16 protein-coding genes and 1 pseudogene are annotated in these 16573 nt (G+C 71.2%); 10 read left to right on the forward strand and 7 right to left on the reverse strand.

What is annotated here, in order from left to right:
* Positions 1–139 precede the first annotated feature (139 nt).
* From ACVTJA_RS36160 to ACVTJA_RS36175, 4 genes are all read right to left on the reverse strand, one after another.
* On the reverse strand, positions 140–3163 hold the full coding sequence (locus ACVTJA_RS36160; protein ID WP_465826693.1) for a zf-HC2 domain-containing protein: 3024 nt from the start codon (positions 3161–3163) through the stop codon (positions 140–142).
* Positions 3160–3669, reverse strand: a complete 510-nt coding sequence (locus tag ACVTJA_RS36165) for an RNA polymerase sigma factor (protein WP_465826696.1) — start codon at positions 3667–3669, stop codon at positions 3160–3162. The genes ACVTJA_RS36160 and ACVTJA_RS36165 overlap by 4 nt, the downstream gene beginning before the upstream one ends.
* Before the next feature lie 224 nt (positions 3670–3893).
* Positions 3894–5501, reverse strand: coding sequence for a sensor histidine kinase (locus ACVTJA_RS36170; protein ID WP_465826699.1), 1608 nt, complete (start codon positions 5499–5501; stop codon positions 3894–3896).
* Positions 5502–5534: 33 nt separating this feature from the next.
* On the reverse strand, positions 5535–6296 hold the full coding sequence (locus tag ACVTJA_RS36175; RefSeq protein ID WP_465826702.1) for an alpha/beta fold hydrolase: 762 nt from the start codon (positions 6294–6296) through the stop codon (positions 5535–5537).
* Between the two features lie 234 nt (positions 6297–6530).
* On the opposite strand from ACVTJA_RS36175, the gene ACVTJA_RS36180 reads away from it, so the two are divergent.
* The 4 genes from ACVTJA_RS36180 (at position 6531) to ACVTJA_RS36195 (ending at position 8813) form a co-directional block, all read left to right on the forward strand.
* Positions 6531–6959 carry a YciI family protein gene (locus ACVTJA_RS36180; protein ID WP_465826704.1) on the forward strand — a complete coding sequence of 143 codons (429 nt, stop codon included), beginning with the start codon at positions 6531–6533 and terminating at the stop codon, positions 6957–6959.
* A 49-nt stretch (positions 6960–7008) separates the two neighbouring features.
* Positions 7009–7794 carry a helix-turn-helix transcriptional regulator gene (locus ACVTJA_RS36185; protein WP_465826707.1) on the forward strand — a complete coding sequence of 262 codons (786 nt, stop codon included), beginning with the start codon at positions 7009–7011 and terminating at the stop codon, positions 7792–7794.
* A 53-nt stretch (positions 7795–7847) separates the two neighbouring features.
* Positions 7848–8210 carry a DUF3060 domain-containing protein gene (locus ACVTJA_RS36190; protein ID WP_465826710.1) on the forward strand — a complete coding sequence of 121 codons (363 nt, stop codon included), beginning with the start codon at positions 7848–7850 and terminating at the stop codon, positions 8208–8210.
* A 75-nt stretch (positions 8211–8285) separates the two neighbouring features.
* Positions 8286–8813 (forward strand): serine hydrolase, encoded by a 528-nt coding sequence (locus ACVTJA_RS36195; RefSeq protein WP_465826713.1) that lies wholly within the window; start codon positions 8286–8288, stop codon positions 8811–8813.
* On the opposite strand, the pseudogene ACVTJA_RS36200 reads toward ACVTJA_RS36195, so the two are convergent.
* Positions 8777–8902, reverse strand: a pseudogene (locus ACVTJA_RS36200) (YihY/virulence factor BrkB family protein); the annotation flags it as partial. The gene ACVTJA_RS36195 and the pseudogene ACVTJA_RS36200 sit on opposite strands and share 37 nt — an antisense overlap.
* Here ACVTJA_RS36200 and ACVTJA_RS36205 point away from each other — a divergent pair.
* From ACVTJA_RS36205 to ACVTJA_RS36230, 6 genes are all read left to right on the forward strand, one after another.
* Positions 8868–9038 carry a hypothetical protein gene (locus ACVTJA_RS36205; RefSeq protein WP_465826715.1) on the forward strand — a complete coding sequence of 57 codons (171 nt, stop codon included), beginning with the start codon at positions 8868–8870 and terminating at the stop codon, positions 9036–9038. The pseudogene ACVTJA_RS36200 and the gene ACVTJA_RS36205 sit on opposite strands and share 35 nt — an antisense overlap.
* 185 nt (positions 9039–9223) lie before the next feature.
* On the forward strand, positions 9224–9535 hold the full coding sequence (locus ACVTJA_RS36210) for a DUF378 domain-containing protein (protein ID WP_465826718.1): 312 nt from the start codon (positions 9224–9226) through the stop codon (positions 9533–9535).
* A 75-nt stretch (positions 9536–9610) separates the two neighbouring features.
* On the forward strand, positions 9611–10648 hold the full coding sequence (locus tag ACVTJA_RS36215; protein WP_465826722.1) for a hypothetical protein: 1038 nt from the start codon (positions 9611–9613) through the stop codon (positions 10646–10648).
* 134 nt (positions 10649–10782) lie between these two features.
* Positions 10783–11649 (forward strand): DMT family transporter, encoded by an 867-nt coding sequence (locus ACVTJA_RS36220; protein ID WP_465826726.1) that lies wholly within the window; start codon positions 10783–10785, stop codon positions 11647–11649.
* A 108-nt stretch (positions 11650–11757) separates the two neighbouring features.
* Positions 11758–12306 (forward strand): hypothetical protein, encoded by a 549-nt coding sequence (locus ACVTJA_RS36225; protein ID WP_164020594.1) that lies wholly within the window; start codon positions 11758–11760, stop codon positions 12304–12306.
* Positions 12303–12920: a tRNA-uridine aminocarboxypropyltransferase gene (locus ACVTJA_RS36230; protein ID WP_465826729.1), complete on the forward strand. Its 618-nt coding sequence runs from the start codon at positions 12303–12305 to the stop codon at positions 12918–12920. The genes ACVTJA_RS36225 and ACVTJA_RS36230 overlap by 4 nt, the downstream gene beginning before the upstream one ends.
* On the opposite strand, the gene ACVTJA_RS36235 is transcribed toward ACVTJA_RS36230, so the two are convergent.
* Both ACVTJA_RS36235 and ACVTJA_RS36240 read right to left on the reverse strand, forming a co-directional pair.
* Positions 12917–14359: a protein-disulfide reductase DsbD family protein gene (locus tag ACVTJA_RS36235; RefSeq protein ID WP_465826734.1), complete on the reverse strand. Its 1443-nt coding sequence runs from the start codon at positions 14357–14359 to the stop codon at positions 12917–12919. The two genes, ACVTJA_RS36230 and ACVTJA_RS36235, sit on opposite strands and share 4 nt — an antisense overlap.
* Positions 14360–14419: 60 nt before the next feature.
* Positions 14420–16477, reverse strand: a complete 2058-nt coding sequence (locus ACVTJA_RS36240; protein ID WP_465826738.1) for an SPFH domain-containing protein — start codon at positions 16475–16477, stop codon at positions 14420–14422.
* Positions 16478–16573: the final 96 nt, after the last annotated feature.

A 16573-nucleotide genomic window follows, 5' to 3' on the forward strand; every position in this document is an offset into this window, starting at 1 on the left:
CCACCCCGCTCCTTGCACGCATTCTTCGGAACGCGCTCGGAGGGAATCCTTGGGTGGTCGTCCGGAAAGCGACGCGGCGGCGCGGAGTTACGCCACCCGGCCGACAGCGCTCCCCGACTTCCAGGGGGAGCAGGCAGGCTCACTCGAAGAGGAGGACGTGCGTGAGCCAGCCCGCGTCGGCGGGGTGCTCCTTCAGCCACCGCGCGCGCGCGTCGCGCAGCGCCACGGACGGGCGCAGCTTGCAGCGGATGAGCTCGCGCACCTCCTCGAAGAAGGCGCCCGCCGTGTCGGGGATGTCCGTCGTGGAGGCCAGCACCACGCTCGCCCCCGCCTGGATGAAGGCCACCGGCAGGCTGAAGGGCTCGAACACGTAGGGCGCCGTCCGCGCCGCGCTGCACGTGGCGAGCAGCACCACCGGCGCGCGGGTGAGCCGGACCTGGCGCACGCGGTCCGCGGTGAGCGCGTAGCGGCCGTCCGCGTCCGGCGCCAGCACCACCAGCGACGCGTCCGACACCGAGGAGCTGAACAGTCCGTGCGCGTGCAGCTCCACCTCGCTGGCGTCCTCCATCTGATTCAGGACGTATTTCGGCGTGGCCTGACTCCCGCGCACCTCCACGCGCCACGGGTCCGGCACGCGGGGCGGCTGGAGCGGCGGAAGCCTTGGCAGCTTCAGCGACGGCGGGTCCGCCACGTCCGTCACCACGAGGTGGCGCGCGGCGCCGAAGGCCGGAGGCGGCCCCAGCGGCACGCGCCGGCCCACGCGGTAGCTCCAGGCCATGTCCACCGGCAGCAGCCCGGTGAGGCCGTGCACGGGCGGCAGGGCCAGCACGTCCACGTGCCCGCACGCGCGCAGCTCCTCCACGAGGTGCGCGGGCACCAGCGACTCCGCCGCGCTCGGCGGCCCGGGGCGCGACGCGTCGTAGTGCCCGTGCAGCCGGCCTGCCGGCCCGCGGGCCACCACCACCGTGCGCTCGTGGTGGAGGGAGACGGACAGCATGCAGCGCTCCGGCACCTCCGCCAGCCGGAGCTGGCGGCCCTGCAGCGCGAGCACCTCGCTCCAGCTTCCCGCCCGCGCCGCCTCGGCGATGAGGGCCCCGTACGCGTGCGCCCGGGCCTCGCGCGCGTCCACGTCATCCGGCCACTGCTCCGCCAGCTCCACCGCGCGCCAGAGCTGCCCCTGCCCCGAGGCGAGCGAGCGCGCCAGCTCGAACTGCCCTTCGATGAAGAGCAGCAGCGCCTCGCGGCCGGGCGACACGCCTTCACGGCGAAGCTCGGCGAGGGCGCGGCGCAGCGCGGCCCCGTCTCCGGGCTCGGGCAGGGCGCGCGCCAGGTTCGACAGCACCATGGCGCCCGTCAGCCCCAGCGGCCGCTCGCACGCGAGCGCGCGGTCGATGGCGCGGCGGGCATCATCCGGGTGGAAGCGCTCCCACTCCACCGAGGCCAGGGTGCGGTGCACGCGCGTGCGGGCCCCGCAGTCCTCCGGCATGCGCGCCAGGGACTCGCCCAGGTACGCGCGCGCGCTGGAGAAGGCGTGCTGGTAGCGCGTGACGTCCGCCAGCTCCTGGAGGAACTCCTGCTCGAAGCTCCACTCCCGCGCCGCCTTCGCGCGCTCCCAGCCGCGCCACGCGTACTGGAAGGCCTCCGCCGGGCGGTGCAGGCCCAGGTAGAGGCGCGTCAGCTCGCGCTCCAGGGCGAGGCAGCGGTCCATCAGCACCGGGCCCTGGCACGCGTCCAGCGCCGTCCTCAGCCGCTGCTCGGCCTTCCACCAGGCCTTGTTGTCGCGTGCGTCCTGCATCGCCCACACCTGCTCGGCCTGGAGCGTCAGCCACGGGTCTGCCTGCGCCCCGGCGAGCCGCGCCAGCAGCTCCCCGTCCACCGCCTGCCCCGCCTCGCTGACGCGCACGAGCGCCCCCAGCAGGAGGTCCTCCTCGCCCGAGCGCCGCAGCTCCTCCACCCACTCTCCACCTGCCGGAACCTCCCCGCGCGCGAGCCGTCCGTAGCGCCGCGCCGCGGGCCCCCGGCGCGTGAAGTCCCGCTCCGCCACGCGCTGCACGTAGCTCGCGAGGACGGGGGCCTCGCCTTCCTGCAGCGCATCCAGGGCCTGCGCCAGTGGCAACAGCCGCTGCACGGCGTCACGCGAGGGCGCCGAGCGCACGGCGTCGTAGAAGGCCCGGCGCACGAGGCCGGGATGCACGCGGACCTCGTCCAGCGGCAGCCGCGCGTCCGACTCCGCCAGCAGGTCCTTCATCAGCGCGGAGGCGTCCGTCCACTCCCGCCCTCGCGCCTGGGTGTCGTCGCGCAGCCTGCGCGCGTGGCCCCACGCCTCCTCGCTCCAACCGGGCTCGCCCAGCTTCGCCACCTCCTCGAAGTCCTCCGCCGCCAGCAGCGTCAGCCCCAGCTCGCGCAGCACCAGCGCGCGGTTCCACAGCGCCTGCGGGTGCACGGGCTCCCCACGCAGCACCCCGTTCAGCAGTTGGAGGGCCTCCTCCAGGTACGCCTGCTTCTGCTGGATGCCCTCGAAGTCCGCGGGCCGTGCCTCCCTCGCGCGCTCCAGGGCAATCACCGCGAGGTCACAGTCCCTGGAGGCGGAGGGCGGCATCCGCTCCAGGAAGGCGCGGGCCTGCAGCGGCGCGCCGTACAGCAGGTACGCGGTGGCGATGCCGTGCACGTCCTTGCGCGCCTCCAGGCGGGACAACTCGTGCAACGGCAGCGCCGTCACGGGCGCGGGCTCCCCTGCCCCGCTCCGCTCCGGCACGTAGCGACGGTAGTGCGGGTCCACCACCGCGTACGTCAGCCGGGCCTCCAGGGGCCGGCCGTCCGCCGCGACGAGCCAGGCCAAGTCCTCGGCGCCGCCCTGCCGGAAGCACAGCACCAGCAGCAGCGCCAGCAGCGAGGACGCCAGCGCGACTCCGCCGGACAGCCACACCCGCCGGTGGCGCCACCACGGCGGCTTCACCGCGCTCGCCACGCGCACGGGCGGCGGCGAGCGCACCGGCCCCTCCTCCAGCGTCACCTGTCCCAGCAGCTCCAGATGCAGCGTCTCGGCAAGCTCGTCGGAGCACACATCGCATCCCGCCAGATGCTCGCGAAAGCGCACCTGCTCCTCGGGTGGCATCTCGCCATCGAGGAAGCGCGGTAACGCATCACATCCGTCCGCGTTCATCGCCTCCGCTCCCTCCGGCGCCGCTCCGCGGGCTCACGCAGCAGCTCGCGCAGCTCCCGGCGCGCCCGCGTCAGCCGCGCGCCCACCGTGCCGGGCTTCTCTCCCGTGTCCTTTCCAATCTCCGCGTACGAGTGTCCCTGGAGGAACAGCTCGAAGGTGCGCCGCAGCTTCGGGCTGCTGAGCCGCTCCACGGCCTGGAGCAGGTCCTCCGGCCCGACGAACTCCCACAGCTCCGGCTCCCACGTGTCGTCCACCTGCTCGGACTGCTGCTGCAGGCGCAGCAGCGCATCCATGCGGCTCGACTCGCTTCCCTTCCGGCGGCACCGGTCCAGGAAGCAGTTGTGGGCCACGCGCCCCGTCCACGCTCGCTGCGCGTCCTCGTCCAAATCCCTCAGCTGCTCCCACCGCAGCAGCGCCCGGAGCAGGACGTCATGCACCAGGTCTTCGAGCTCGTGCTCAATCCCCCCGCAGTACCGACCCAGGATGGCGAACAAGGTGGGTTGCACGCGCCACGCGAAAGCCTCGAACTCCCCCCCAGATGGCGCCTTCACCACCCACAGTCTCGTATTCGCTCTCACGGACCCCCTCCGTTTCAACCAAGAGACGCGGAGGGCTGGTTTTCTTATCCAAAATTCATCCAACCCCCCGTACCCCTGTCCTAGACGAAGATGCGTGACGGCGCTGTGACCGGGCTCACTGGGAAATCAATTCCTTGCACCGACGCCATGAGTCAGGACATGGCGGCAGTGAGCGAAACCGGCTGGGTGAAAGGCAAATCTACCTCGAAACACGCGCCGCCCAGGGAATCCGAGCGAGCCGCCCGAATGTTGCCTCCATGACGTTCGATGATTCCGCGAGCAATCGCGAGGCCCAGGCCCGTCCCCGGCCGCGGCCCCTCGCGCTTTCGCCCCGTCACGAAAGGCTGGAAGAGGCGCGGCAGCAACTCCGTGGGAATACCGGGGCCGCTGTCCTCCACCCGCACACGCACGCCCCTCTCCCCGCGCTCGCAGCGCACCCGCAGCCTGGGTGTAGGCATCTCTCGCAGCGCGAGCAGGGCGTTCTCGACAAGAATCACAAACACCTGTGAAAGCTGCGCCTGGTCCGCCTCGATTTCCAATGACTCGCTTCCCGGCGGGTCGAAGTCCACCTCCGGCGCCAGCGCGCCCAATCCCTGACGCGCGGTGGACCAGGCCAGGGCGAGCGTCGCGGGCACGTCCACGCGTCTCAAATCCAACGGACGCGGCCGGCCGTAGCGGAGCAGCTCGTCGACGAAGTGGCTGGCGCGCTCAATCTGCTCGCGCATCGCGGCCACCGACTCCGAGTCGACACCCCGGCGCTCCAGCAGCTTGAGGTGCGCGGAGAGCACGCCCAGCGGGTTGCGCACCTCGTGGGCCACGGCGGAGGTGAACTGTCCCAATTCCGCCAGTCGCGCCGCCTGGTCCGCGCGCGCCTCCTGCACGGCGAGCGCGGCGGCCAGCTCGCTGCCCGTGGCGCGGCCCTTCAACAGGCGGCGGCCCAGCCACTCCTGCATGCCCTGGCGCACGGGCTCGAAGGCGAGCGCGGCCAGGGCGAGCAGGAAGAAGGCACCCAGGCGGTACTCGGCGAGGAAGGGCTGGCCGCTGCCCGCCATCAGCGTCAGCACGCCGAAGAGGAAGCCCGCGGACAGCACCGCCGCCAGCGCCGAGTAGAGAAGACTGCGCTCCAGCAGGCGCCGGTCTCCCGGTGCCTGGTGCGCGTTGATGACGTGCACCAGCACCAGCAGCGCGGCCAGCACCGAGTACATGCCGAAGGGCAGCGCATAGCCGCTCGACAGGAGCAGCGCGTTGCCGATGCTGCCCGAGTACGCCAGCGCACCGGCGATGCCCAGGCTGCGCAACACCGACCTCCGCTCGGGGGCCTCGTGCCGGTACGCGCGCGCCACGTGCACCAGCGGCACCACCGCCGCGGACACCGCCAGCACCATGGAGGGCCAGAAGAGGGGCCCGCGTCCCAGCGCCACCGGGCCGTAGAGGATGTTGGGAGCGAAGATGCCCAGGACCGCCACCACCACCGCCACCGCGTAGGCCAGCGCCACCAGCCGGTACGAGCGCTGCCGTGTCACTTCATACGCGGCATGCAGGTACGTGGCGGAGATGAAAGCGCCGATGGTGACGAGGCGCGCGCCCACCTCGAAGGTGCTGGGGATGCAGAGCAGCAGCAAGGAGCCGCTCCACATCGCCGTGGCCAGACAGTAGAGCGCGAGGCCCCGGGCATTGCGGCCCCGGAGCGCGGCGGTGAAGCACAGCAGCAGCGCCACGGACAGCACGGGCACGAGGCTGTAGGCGAACAAGGGCCCCATGCCCGCACTGTGACAGAGCCCGCGCCGGGGCGCTCAGCGGATGCTCGCCAGGAAGCCATCCAGGAGTGCATTCACCGTGTCCGGCGCGTCGAGCTGCACCCAGTGGCCGGTGCCGTCCACCTTCTTGAACGGCAGCTCCGGCAGGAGGCGCTGGTACGAGCCCGGCTCCTCGTTGAAGGCGGTGATGACGGACAGGCTCGGCCCCGGGTAGCGCCGAAGCGCGGCGACGGGGTCGAACGACAGCAGCGCTCCCAGCCCCGCGCGTGCGCCCACTTGCGATGTGGCCCGCATCTGCGAGAGCACGCGCTCGCGCACCTCGGGCCGCGAGGCCGCGAGCATCGGCGCCCAGAACTCCGCGATGACGTGGCTCCACGCGTCCGTCGCCAGCACCTGCATCAGCCCCGCGGCCTGCTCCGCCGGAATCGCGCGCCCGTCCGAGGCCGGGTCCAACAGGAACAGGCCCGCGACGCGCTCCGGGTGCAGCCCCGCGTAGGCCGCGCACACCGCGCCGCCCATGCTGTGCCCCACGAGCACGAAGCGCTGGAGCCCCAGCGCGTCCACCACCGCGTGGATGTCGCTGGCGAAGTCCTCGATGGAGATGTCCTCCTTCGGCGGCGGCGCTGAACGCCCGTGCCCCCTCAAGTCGAGCGCCACCGCGCGCCGCTGCCCTCGCAGGTGCGCGAGCTGCGCGTCCCAATGCGTGGTGTTCCCACAGCTCGAGTGGACGAACACCACGGGCACCCCGCCCTTCCCTCCGTCGTCCACGTACAGCGCTCCAGCAGGTCCCTTCACCATGGCGTTCTCCCTTCAGGCTTGAACGTGCGCTCGCTCGCGCACCATGGCTCGAGGAGTACGGCCCATCCCTGTCAGGAACTGGCAGCAATGGTGCGGTGGGTGGGCAAAGCCCTGCGATTTCCAGCGGTTGAGGGGACTCGGATTCCGGGCGCACGGCGTGTCGATTTCCGGAGCCCATTTTCGACGTGTGGATGAGGCCGGAATGCACCGGCCTCCCAAACGGAGGAGGACGACATGCGTTTCATGATCCTGATGAAGGCCACGAAGGACAGCGAGGCGGGGGTACCGCCGAACGACAAGCTCATGACGGAGATGATGAAGTTCCACGAGGAGCTGGCGAAGGCGGGCGTGTTGCTCGCGGCCGAGGGGCTGCACCCCAGCTCGAAGGGCGCGCGGGTGCGCTTCTCCGGGACGAAGCGCACCGTCATCGACGGGCCCTTCGCGGAGACGAAGGAGCTCATCGGCGGCTTCTGGCTGTGGGAGGTGAAGTCGCGGGAGGAGGCGATTGAATGGGTGAAGCGCATCCCCAACCCGATGCCGGGCGAGTCGGAAATCGAAATCCGCCAGGTGATCGAGATGACGGACATGGGCGACGCGCTGACGCCCGAGCTGAAGCAGCAGGAGGAGCACCTCCGCGCCGTCGTGGAGTCGCGGCGCAGCTGAGCGCTCAGCGCCCTGGAGCCCGTGCCACGCCTGTCGGAGACTGGCGGCCATGGCACGAGTCGACCGGGTGATGCGGCTGCACGACTACCTTCGGGCCCACGAGGTCACCACCGTCGCGGAGATTGCTTCGGCGCTGGAGGTGAGCGCGCGCACGGTGCACCGGGACCTCGCCACCCTGAGGGAGCAGGGCGTGCCCATCAGCAGCGACTCGGGGCCGGGCGGCGGCGTGCGCCTGGAGGGTGCGCGCGGGCTGACGGCCGTCCACCTGTCGCTGGAGGAGGTGGTGGCGCTGTGGCTGGCCGCGAACCTGTCGGCCACGGCCACGTCGCTGCCGTGGGGCCGCGCCGCGCGCTCGGGGCTGGAGAAGCTCTTCGCCAGCGTCCCGCGCGAGCGGGCCCGGAGCATGCGCGAGCTCTGCCGCCGCGTGGTGGTGGGGCGCCCGGCCAGTGTGCGCATCCTGGCGGAGCTCGGCACGCCGCCGGAGGAATTGCTCGCCGTCTTCGAGCAGGCCTTCGCGCGCAAGGTGTGCCTGTCCTTCGAGTACAGGGACCGCCACGGCCAGGCGAGCCGCAGACTGGTGGAGCCGCACGGGCTGTTGGTGGAGGCGCCGGCCTGGTACGTGCTCGCGAGGGACGTGGAGAAGTCCGCCGCGCGCATGTTCCGCATGGACCGCATCCGCCGGGCCCGCCTCGTTCCCGAGCGCTCCTTCGTCCCCGACATGGAGGGACTGAAGGCCCAGGCCATTGCCCAGAGAAAGGAAGCAGGCCGCGAGCTCCGCCAGGGCGACGGGCGCGGAAGCACCGCGAAATTGAATATCCCGCCGGACGTCACGTAGATGGGGGCGGTGCGGAGCCATCTCCGGCCCGCCTTTCACAGGGGAACCGACGAATGAACAGGAAGCTGGGCACGGCAGTGTTCATGATGGTGGCGTGTGCTTTCGGGCCCATGACGGCAGCCGCGGAGGACGACTCGGACACGTTTGAAGTCACCGGCATGGGCGAGACGGCGACGCATGCGTGCACGCCGGACACCCAGGTGGACATCACCGGCGCGAACAACAACGTGACGCTGACCGGCGAGTGCAAGCGCGTCGAGGTGAGCGGCTCCGGCAACACCGTGAAGGTGGAGGCCACCAGCGCCATCGACGTCACGGGCACCGGCAACAACGTCACCTGGAAGCGCGGCCACGGCAAGTCGAAGCCGAAGATTTCGCGCACCGGCACGGGCAACAAGGTGACGCAGGAGAAGTAGCCGCGTGACGAGGCCGCGCGTCCGCTTCGCCATGGAAGCGGACGCGTGCAGCCGAGCCCTCAGAAGGACTCGAACATGAAGCACCCGCGCAGCTCGCCCGAGCGCGCGGCGCCTCCCGCCACTGGCACGTACGCGAGCGGGAAGAGTGTCGACGGCAGGTGTCACGTGTACCCGAAGATGGCACCCGCGGGCCTGTGGACGACGGCGTCGGACCTCGCGCGCTTCGCGCTGGAGGTGGCGCAGGCCAGGGCGGGCCAGTCGGCGCGCGGGGTGTCGCAGGCCATGGCGAAGCAGATGCTCTCCATGCAGTCCGAGGGCTTCGGGCTCGGGTTCCAGTTCGAGCAGGGCAATGACCGCTTCGGCCACGGCGGTGTGAACGAGGGCTTCACGTCCACGCGGATTGCCTTCGCGAACTCGGGCAGCGGCGTGGGGATGACGAGCGAGGACGGCGTTGCTCTCCGCGCCCAGCATCTCAGCCAGCCAGTGAGCATCGTCCATGGAGGTCCGAGCCGGGAGGCCAGCATCGGAGTCACCACCGCAAGGAGCCCGGCGAGCAGGGGCAGGACGGCTCCCGCCAGCATCATCCCGAACGCGATTCCGTAGACCTTCCAGCGCGGGCGGCCCTCCGCCACACCGTACGCCGTGTTGAGGGCCGTCATGAGGCTCACCACGCCAGCGGTCGCCGACCCCACCGAGGCCAGCGCGCTGAACGTGAGCGCAGCCGCCGCGTCGCTCAGCGTCTTGCGCCGCCACGCCTCGCTCAGCCTCCTGACGGAGTCCAGCCACTCCGTCACCCTGCCGGGCGCTGCGCCGCTGCCCTGGCGATGATGGACGCCTTCCATGGTTCCCCCAGGCGAAAGGTAGCCCTGCTCCACTCCCGGCTCGGAGTCTTCGCCCGCGGTTCCGCGAAGCAGCAGGGCAGCCGGGCCGGAGCTTCGCGCGCGCGCTAGGTTGTGCTGGGCGCAGGCGGCTCGAGCAGGACCTCGAGCCACGCCGAGCCGAGGGGACGAGCCATGGAACGAGCGGATGCTGACCGTCTGAAGGCCGTGCTGGCCAAGGTGATGGCCGTGCTGGTCATTGTTGGCGCCATCAACTGGGGCCTCATCGGATTCTTCAACTGGAACCTCGTGGACGCCATCTTCGGTGGCGGCACGCGGGAGGAGACCAACGCGGCGGGCCGCCTCATCTACTCCGTCGTGGGGCTGGCAGGCCTGGCTCTCGCGCTCGTCTTCCCATGGGGCCGGCCGACGGAAACGACGACCACGACCACGACGACCCGTATGACGGGGCGGGGAGCCAACCGGCGAATCGACGTGCGCCCCTAGTCCGGGCTTCGTCGAGCGCAGGCGGGCCTGGCGCCGCCTGCATGCTCGATGTCGCCAGCACACGACGAGGCAGGGATGTCCGAGCCGCGAGATGGAGCGCCTTCGCCCCCGGAACCGTCGCGGGAACGCGAGCCTCCAGCACGTTGGCGGGAGGAGCCTGGATTCGTCTCGCTCGTCTTCCGGTCGCCTATCGCCATCGTCATCTTCTGTGCCCTGTCCTTCCTGGCCACGCTGCTCCTCATGGATCTCCTCGAGCGGCCGGGGGAGTCCTTCTGGCGCTTGCGAGGTGCATGGCTGTGGCACTTCCTCTTCGCGCTCCAGCCCGCGCTCTATCTGGCCTCCATCCTCACGGTCCTGGGAGACCTCAGGAGTCGTGACCCTCCCCTCTGGCCACGCACGTCCGGAGAGCGGATGGCCATCGTGCTCGGCGTCACCTCCGTGGGAGTGACCGGGGCGCTCCCCAACCTGCTCTTCCTCATCACCTCCTCGGCGCGGCCCACGGACCTGGCCGCCCTCAACACGCAGTTCGACCTCCAGATGCAAATGCCCCTCCTCGCCATTCTCGGAGTGGGGGTGACGATGGTGCATGCCTCCGGCCTCCTCGCCGTGCACGTGCAGCTCATCGGCTGGCTGCGGGAGCTGCATCGCGAGGATGAAGTCTCCGAGCCCCAGCGCCTCACGGAGGACGTGCGCCGGTATCAATGGCTCCGCTCGAGGCTGCGCCGGTTCCTGGGCTTCATGGCCACCATCATCGGCACCGCGCTCGTCCTGATGGCGGTGTTCCGCGACATGCACAACGAAGCCCTTCCCTCCCGGGCGGAGACCCTCCCGGCTTCATGGGTGATGGCCTACGGCCTGTATTGCACCGGGCTGCTCGCTTGCGGCTATCTGCCGGCGCACAAGACGCTGACGGACGTGGGACGGGTGCTCGCCGGACGGCTCGTCCGGAGCTCCGCCGGAGCGCGCACCAGTTGGAAGGTGTGGACCGAGGAGCAGCAGGCCATCCACACCTACCTGGGCCTGCGGGGCTCCGCGCTCCAGGAGCTTCAGCAGGGCCTCATCCTCCTGTCACCCTTTCTCGCCAGCCTCTCGACCCTCCTGCTCGGAACCTGAGCCGGCGGCGGGATTCGGACGCGCCGCTGGCTGGGGAGCAGGCACGCTCGCGCTGGGCGCGTCGTACGGCGCGTGGTGTACGCTGCGCGCCCGCCGGAGCCGTGGGGTGCTCCGGTGTCACCAGGAGTCACGCGGTGCGGTACTTCGCCATGGTCGCGGCCGGGGCCACCCTGTGGGGTTGCTGGGCCCTCTTCCTCCGGCCCGCGGGGCTGTCCGGGCCGCAGAACGCGCTGCTCGTGGTCACCGCCATGTCGCTCCCCGCCCCCTTCCTCCTGCGGCGTGAGGCGCTGCGGGACAGACGCGCCACCGCGGCGCTCGTCACCGTCGGGCTGGCGGACGCGGCCAACACGGCCTTCTTCTTCGCGGCCATGCGCAACGGGCCCGTGTCCGTCGCGGTGCTGACGCACTACCTCGCCCCGCTGCTCGTGGCCGTGCTCGCACCGTGGGTGCTGCGCGAGCGCCCTTCCGTGCGAGCCCGGGTGGGCGTGCCCGTCACCCTCTTCGGGCTGGCCCTGCTCATCATCCAGCCTGGAACCGCCTTCTCCGGGCTGACGGCGGCGCTGGGCGCGGCGAGCGCCATCTTCTACGCCATCATCGTCCTGGGCACGAAGGCGGCCGTGCGCGCCTACTCCCCACTCGCCGTCGCCTCGCTGCACGCGCCCATCTCCGTGGCGGCCCTGCTGCTGTACTTCGGAGCGGCGGCCCTACCCCCGGCGTTGGACGGAGCCACACTCCGAGTCCTCGCGGGGGGCGTGGTGTGCGGCCTCACGGGAACCCTCCTCTTCAACGCCGGCCTCCGGCGCGTCCCCACCGCGGCGGCGGGGGCCCTCACCTACCTGGAACCCCTTACGGCCTCCGTCGTCGGATGGGCCGTCTTCTCGGAGGCGCTGGCGCCGGCGGGCGTGGCGGGAGGCGTGCTGGTGTTGGTGGCGGGGGCCTGGGTGGCCGCCGAACGCCGGGAGCCGGCGCCCGTCATTCCGACACCATCCGCCACACCTTGAACCCTCGTTCCAAATCCCCCCTTGCATGCGCGGGGAGTCCTTTGGTCCTCTTGGGGCGCCGCACACCCGCGGACACCTTCCTTCAGTTCCTGGCGACGCCGTATGCCTATGGAAACCGCAGCTGACAGCCGTGAGTACCGCGTCGTCTTCTTCTGCCCCGCGTCGAGCGCCCGGCTCGAGCGGCTGGAAGCGCCCGTGCGTCGGCTGCTCTCGCGCATCCAGGCCCCTCCCGCGGAACTGGCCCCCTTGCAGGAGGCCGGGCCCCTCACCGAGGCGGGGTGGCAGGTGTTCCTCGTCCGCTCGCTGACCGAGCGCTCCGCTGCCCAGGCCATGGCCGCCTACGTCAGCGAGGCCACCTGCGCGCTGGCCGCGGAGTTGGACGCGGAGGTGCTGGGCCTCTACGTGGACGTGTCGGGTGACTCGGCCCGCATCTGCCGCTGCGGCCCAGAGGATGGGCCGGAGACGTTCGCCGGCCGCCGCCAGGCCGCGCTCAACCGCACGGCGGAGTGGCTGGAGGTGACACCCACGAGCCTGTCCGCCCTCTTCCACCTCGACCTGCCGGACGCGGACTACGAGCCGGACGCGGACGACCGCTTCGTCGAGGAGAAACTGCGCGAGGCGCGCACCCTGATGGAGCGCTACCGTCAGGGGAAATGAGGTCGAGAACTCCGGAGGACCTCGCGGGCCGCTGTTCGCGCTGCTTCCTCCCCACGTCCCTGTGTCTCTGCGCGGAAGTCCCGAGCGTCTCCACTCGCACGGAGCTGCTCATCATCCGCCACCACAAGGAGACGCTGAAGTCCACCAACACCGCGCGCATGGCGGCGCTCGCCCTGCCCCGCTGCCGCATCCTCTCGTACGGCTCGCCGGGCCAGCCGCCCTTCGACGCGTCCGTACTGGAGGGACCGGACACGTGGCTGCTCTTCCCGGACGCGCAGCAGTCGCCCGCGCCGGATGCGCCTTTGCCAGCGCGGCTCATCATCCTGGATGGAAGTTGGGGACAAGCACGCCGCATGGTGCAGCGGGTGCCCGCGCTGCGAAGGCTGCCGGGGCTGAAGCTGCCACCGCCCGCGCCGGACACGCGCCGCCTGCGCAGGCCTCCGCACCCGGACGGCATGTCCACGTTGGAGGCCATCGCCGGAGCGCTGGCGCACCTGGAGGGCGAGCCCGTGGCCCGCCCCCTCTACGCGCTGCACGAGGTGATGATCGACCGGGTGATGATGAGCCGTGGCCGGCTCGCCATGCCCGGCTGTGACGAGGACGTCGGTGACTAGCAGGCGTTGCCGCCGTCGCAGCGCGCCTTCTTCATCTCTGCGGCGAAGGGGCTGGGCTCCAGGAAGCCGGTGACGCGCGGCTTCTTCAGCACCTCGCCCTGCGGCGACACGAAGGCCACCGTGGGCAGGCCCTCCACGCCGAAGCGTTCCATCAGCGCGTCCAGGTTGTCCTCGCTGTTCGTCGCGTCAATCTTGACGGTGAGGAAGTGCCCCTCGTCCGACTGGGAGATGACCTCCTGCGCCGGGTACGTCTCGCGGTCCAGCTCCTTGCAGGCCGCGCACCAGTCCGCGAAGAAGTCGATGAGCACCGGACGCCCCTCGGCCTTCGCCTGCGCGAGCACCTTCTCGAACTCGTCCGGGGAGAAGGTCGCCTGCTTCGCGGGCATGACGTGGTGCCACTTCCAGGAGGGCGCCCGCGGCGGCTCGGCCAGGCCCATGCGCACCCACAGCGCGCCCACCGGGCCCGCGTCCAGCGCGCCGCCGCGCAGCACCAGCGCCACCACCACCAGGGCCACGCCCAGCGCCTTCAGCGAGAAGTCGCGCGTGCCCTCCTTGAACGAGCGGTGCACCGCGCCCAGCGCCACGCCCGCCACCACCAGCACGGAGGCGATGAGCGCGCCCGGCAACTGCCCGACCTGCATGCCCAGCCCCTTCACCGCGTCGCGAGCCCAGGACATGGCGTCCTTCAGGTAGCTGAAGGCCAGCGCCACCAGCATGATGCCCAGCACGCTCTTCACCCACTCCATCCACACGCCGCCGCGCGGCAGGCGCACGGTGAAGACGCCGATGAGGAAGAACGGCACGCCGATGCCCAGCGCGTAGATGAACAGCAGCGTCGCGCCCAGCGTGGTGTTGGCGGACTTCGCCACGAAGGCCAACAGGCCCGTCAGCACCGGCCCGGTGCACGGCGCCGCGAGGAAGCCGGACACGCTGCCCATGAGGAACGCACCCGCGAAGCCCGCGCCGCCCACCGAGTTCAGCTTCGTCTGCCACGTGTACGGCAGCGTCAGCTCGAAGGCGCCGAACATGGACGTGGCCAGGAGCAGCAGGAACACCGCCAGCCCCGTCACCACCGCCGGGTGCCCCAGCAGCGCGCCGAAGGCCTGCCCCGTCTTCGCCGCCAGAATCCCCAGCGCGCTGAACACCACGCCCATGCCCACGATGTAGGCCGACGTGAGGAGCAGCGCGCGGCCCCGCCCCTCCGCCTTCCGCGCGCCGAAGACGGAGACGGTAATCGGAATCAGCGGGTAGACACAGGGCGTCAACGCGGTGAGCAACCCACCTGCGAACACCACCGCGGCGCCCACCGCCAGGCTGCCCGACTCGAGGAACCGGGCCGCATCCAGGCCGGAGGTAGGGCCGGTGGGCAGCAGCCAGGGCACCACGGCCACCGCCACACCCGCCAGCACCGCCACGACTCCCAGCTTCTTCGCATCCATGCGCGCTCGACTCCGTTTGCCCCGGGGCTCCCCCTCTATACGCAGGCCCGGGGCAACCGGCTACTGCGCCGTGGCGCCAGCCGAGGAGGCAGGCACCTTGAGGCCCGCGGAGCGCGCCAGCCCCATGACGCCCTCCACCGCGGCGGCGATGTAGCCAAACGGGTTCGCTCCATCCACCGCGGTGACGTGCACCTCGCCCATCTTCTGCTGGAAGGCCGCGGCCACCTGCGGCAGCTGCTGCGCCAGCGTCATCTGGATGACCTCCGCGCTCACGCTGTTCTCGATGGCGCGCAGCGCCTTCGCCTTGCTCAGCTCCAGCTCCTGCTGCGCCTGGTCCTTGCGCACGCGCAGCTCGGCGATGGCCACCTCCGTCTCGACAATCGCCCTGCGCGCCTGCACCACCTGGAGCTCCGCGTGCAGCCGCTCCGCCTCCTGCTGGTGCTCGGCGAGCAGCGCCTCGTGACGCGCCGTGGTCTGCTCCTGCTCGCGGCGCATGCGCTCCAGCACCATGTGGCCCTTCTCGACTTCCGCCTCCTGCTCCTGGCGCAGCTTCGCGAGCTCCACCTCCTGCTCGCGCTTCTGCTTCTGCAGCGCCAGCTCCTGCTCGTACTGCTGCGCCGCCAGCTCGATTTCCTGCTCACGCTGCTGCCGCGCCAGCTCCATGCGCGCCTTGGTGGACTCCGCCTCCTGCTCGCGCTGCAGCCGCGCCAGCTCCAATTGCTGCTCGCGCTCCTGCCGCGCCAGCTCCAGCTCCGCCTCGCGCTGCTGGCGGGCCAGCTCCATCTGCGACCTGGCGGCGTCCGCCTCCTGCGCGCGCTGCAGGCGCACCAGCTCCACCTTGGCCTGCGCGGCCTCGGCCTCCTGCACCAGCTTGAGCTTCTCCAGCTCCAGCTTCGCGCGGTGCACGTCCGCGTCCTGCTCGCGCTTGAGCTTCTCCAGCGCCATGCGCTGGCGGGCGACCTCCGCCTCCTGCTCGCGCTGCAGCTTCTCCATCTCCACCTGCGCGCGGCTCGTGGACAGCGCGCGCTCGGAGACAATCTTCGCCTCGGCGAGGCGCGAGTCCGCGGACAGTGCCTCCAGCTTGGCCTGCTCGTCGGAGACCTGCTTCTTCTGGCGGACCTCCTGCTCCGCGGCCATCTTCGTGAGCGCGACTTCACGCTCCACCGTGGCCTGCTCCTGCTTCAGCGTGCGCTCCTGCGCGAGCTTTGCCTCGGCGACGCGCGCCTCCACCGCCAGCGCCTCCAGCCGGGCCTGCTCGTCCGCCACCTGCCGCTTCTGGCGCACCTCCTCCTCGGCCGCCAGGCGCTGGAGGCTCAACTGCCGCTCGGCCTCGGTCTCCTCGCGGTGGACGAAGCGCTCCTTGGCCAGCTCCGCCTCGCGCGCCTGCCGCTCCTGCTCGCGGCGGAAGCGCGCCTGCATGTTCTCGAAGACGGTGGAGCTCAGGACGCGCACGTCCTGGATTTCAATCGTGTCGATGATGACGCCCCAGCCCGCGTCGGACTGGTCTTCCAGCTTGCCCTTGCCCGCCACCACCGGGGCGATTTCGCGCATCAGCTCCGCGGCGATGCCTTCCTTCCGCTTGGAGAGGCACTCCTCCACGGACATGTTCGCCACGAGGCGCCGCGCCGCGCCCACGAACATCTCGCGGAGCAGCTCCGCCAGCTTCTCCTGCGCCCGCTCGGGGAAGGAGAAGTTCAGCATCCGGAAGGCCACCAGCGGGTCGGCGATTCGGTACACCGCGAGGCCCGTCACCGCCACGCCCACCTTTTCGTTCGTCACCTGGTCCGCGGTGAACTGGAGGCGCTGGATGCTGGTGGGGACGATGGCCACCGAGTCACCCGGCCACTTGAAGCAGCTCGCGCCCTGGCCGCTGACCTCGCGCACCCGGCCGCGCCGCATGTGCACGAGGAACTCGCTCGGCCGCGCGGTGATGAGGCCCCAGCGCTTCATCTTCTCCGGGTCCTCCACGGGCTTGCCGGCGCGCCACCCCTCGATGTGCCGGGGCGGACGTCCCTCGCCTCCACCGCCGTCCATGCGGACGAGCTGCGTCCGGGACATCGGCTCACCGGACTCGAAGGACTCCTTCACCTTGGCCGCCTGCTTCGTGTTCCCGCTCATGCCTGCCTCCTCTTGCTTGCGACAGGGCCGCAGAGCAGGCGGCGGGCCAGGGCATGGGCTGCCGGGAAATCAGGCCTTTGGGCGAAGGGGCCGCGC

This window comes from Pyxidicoccus sp. M6, from assembly GCF_055568925.1.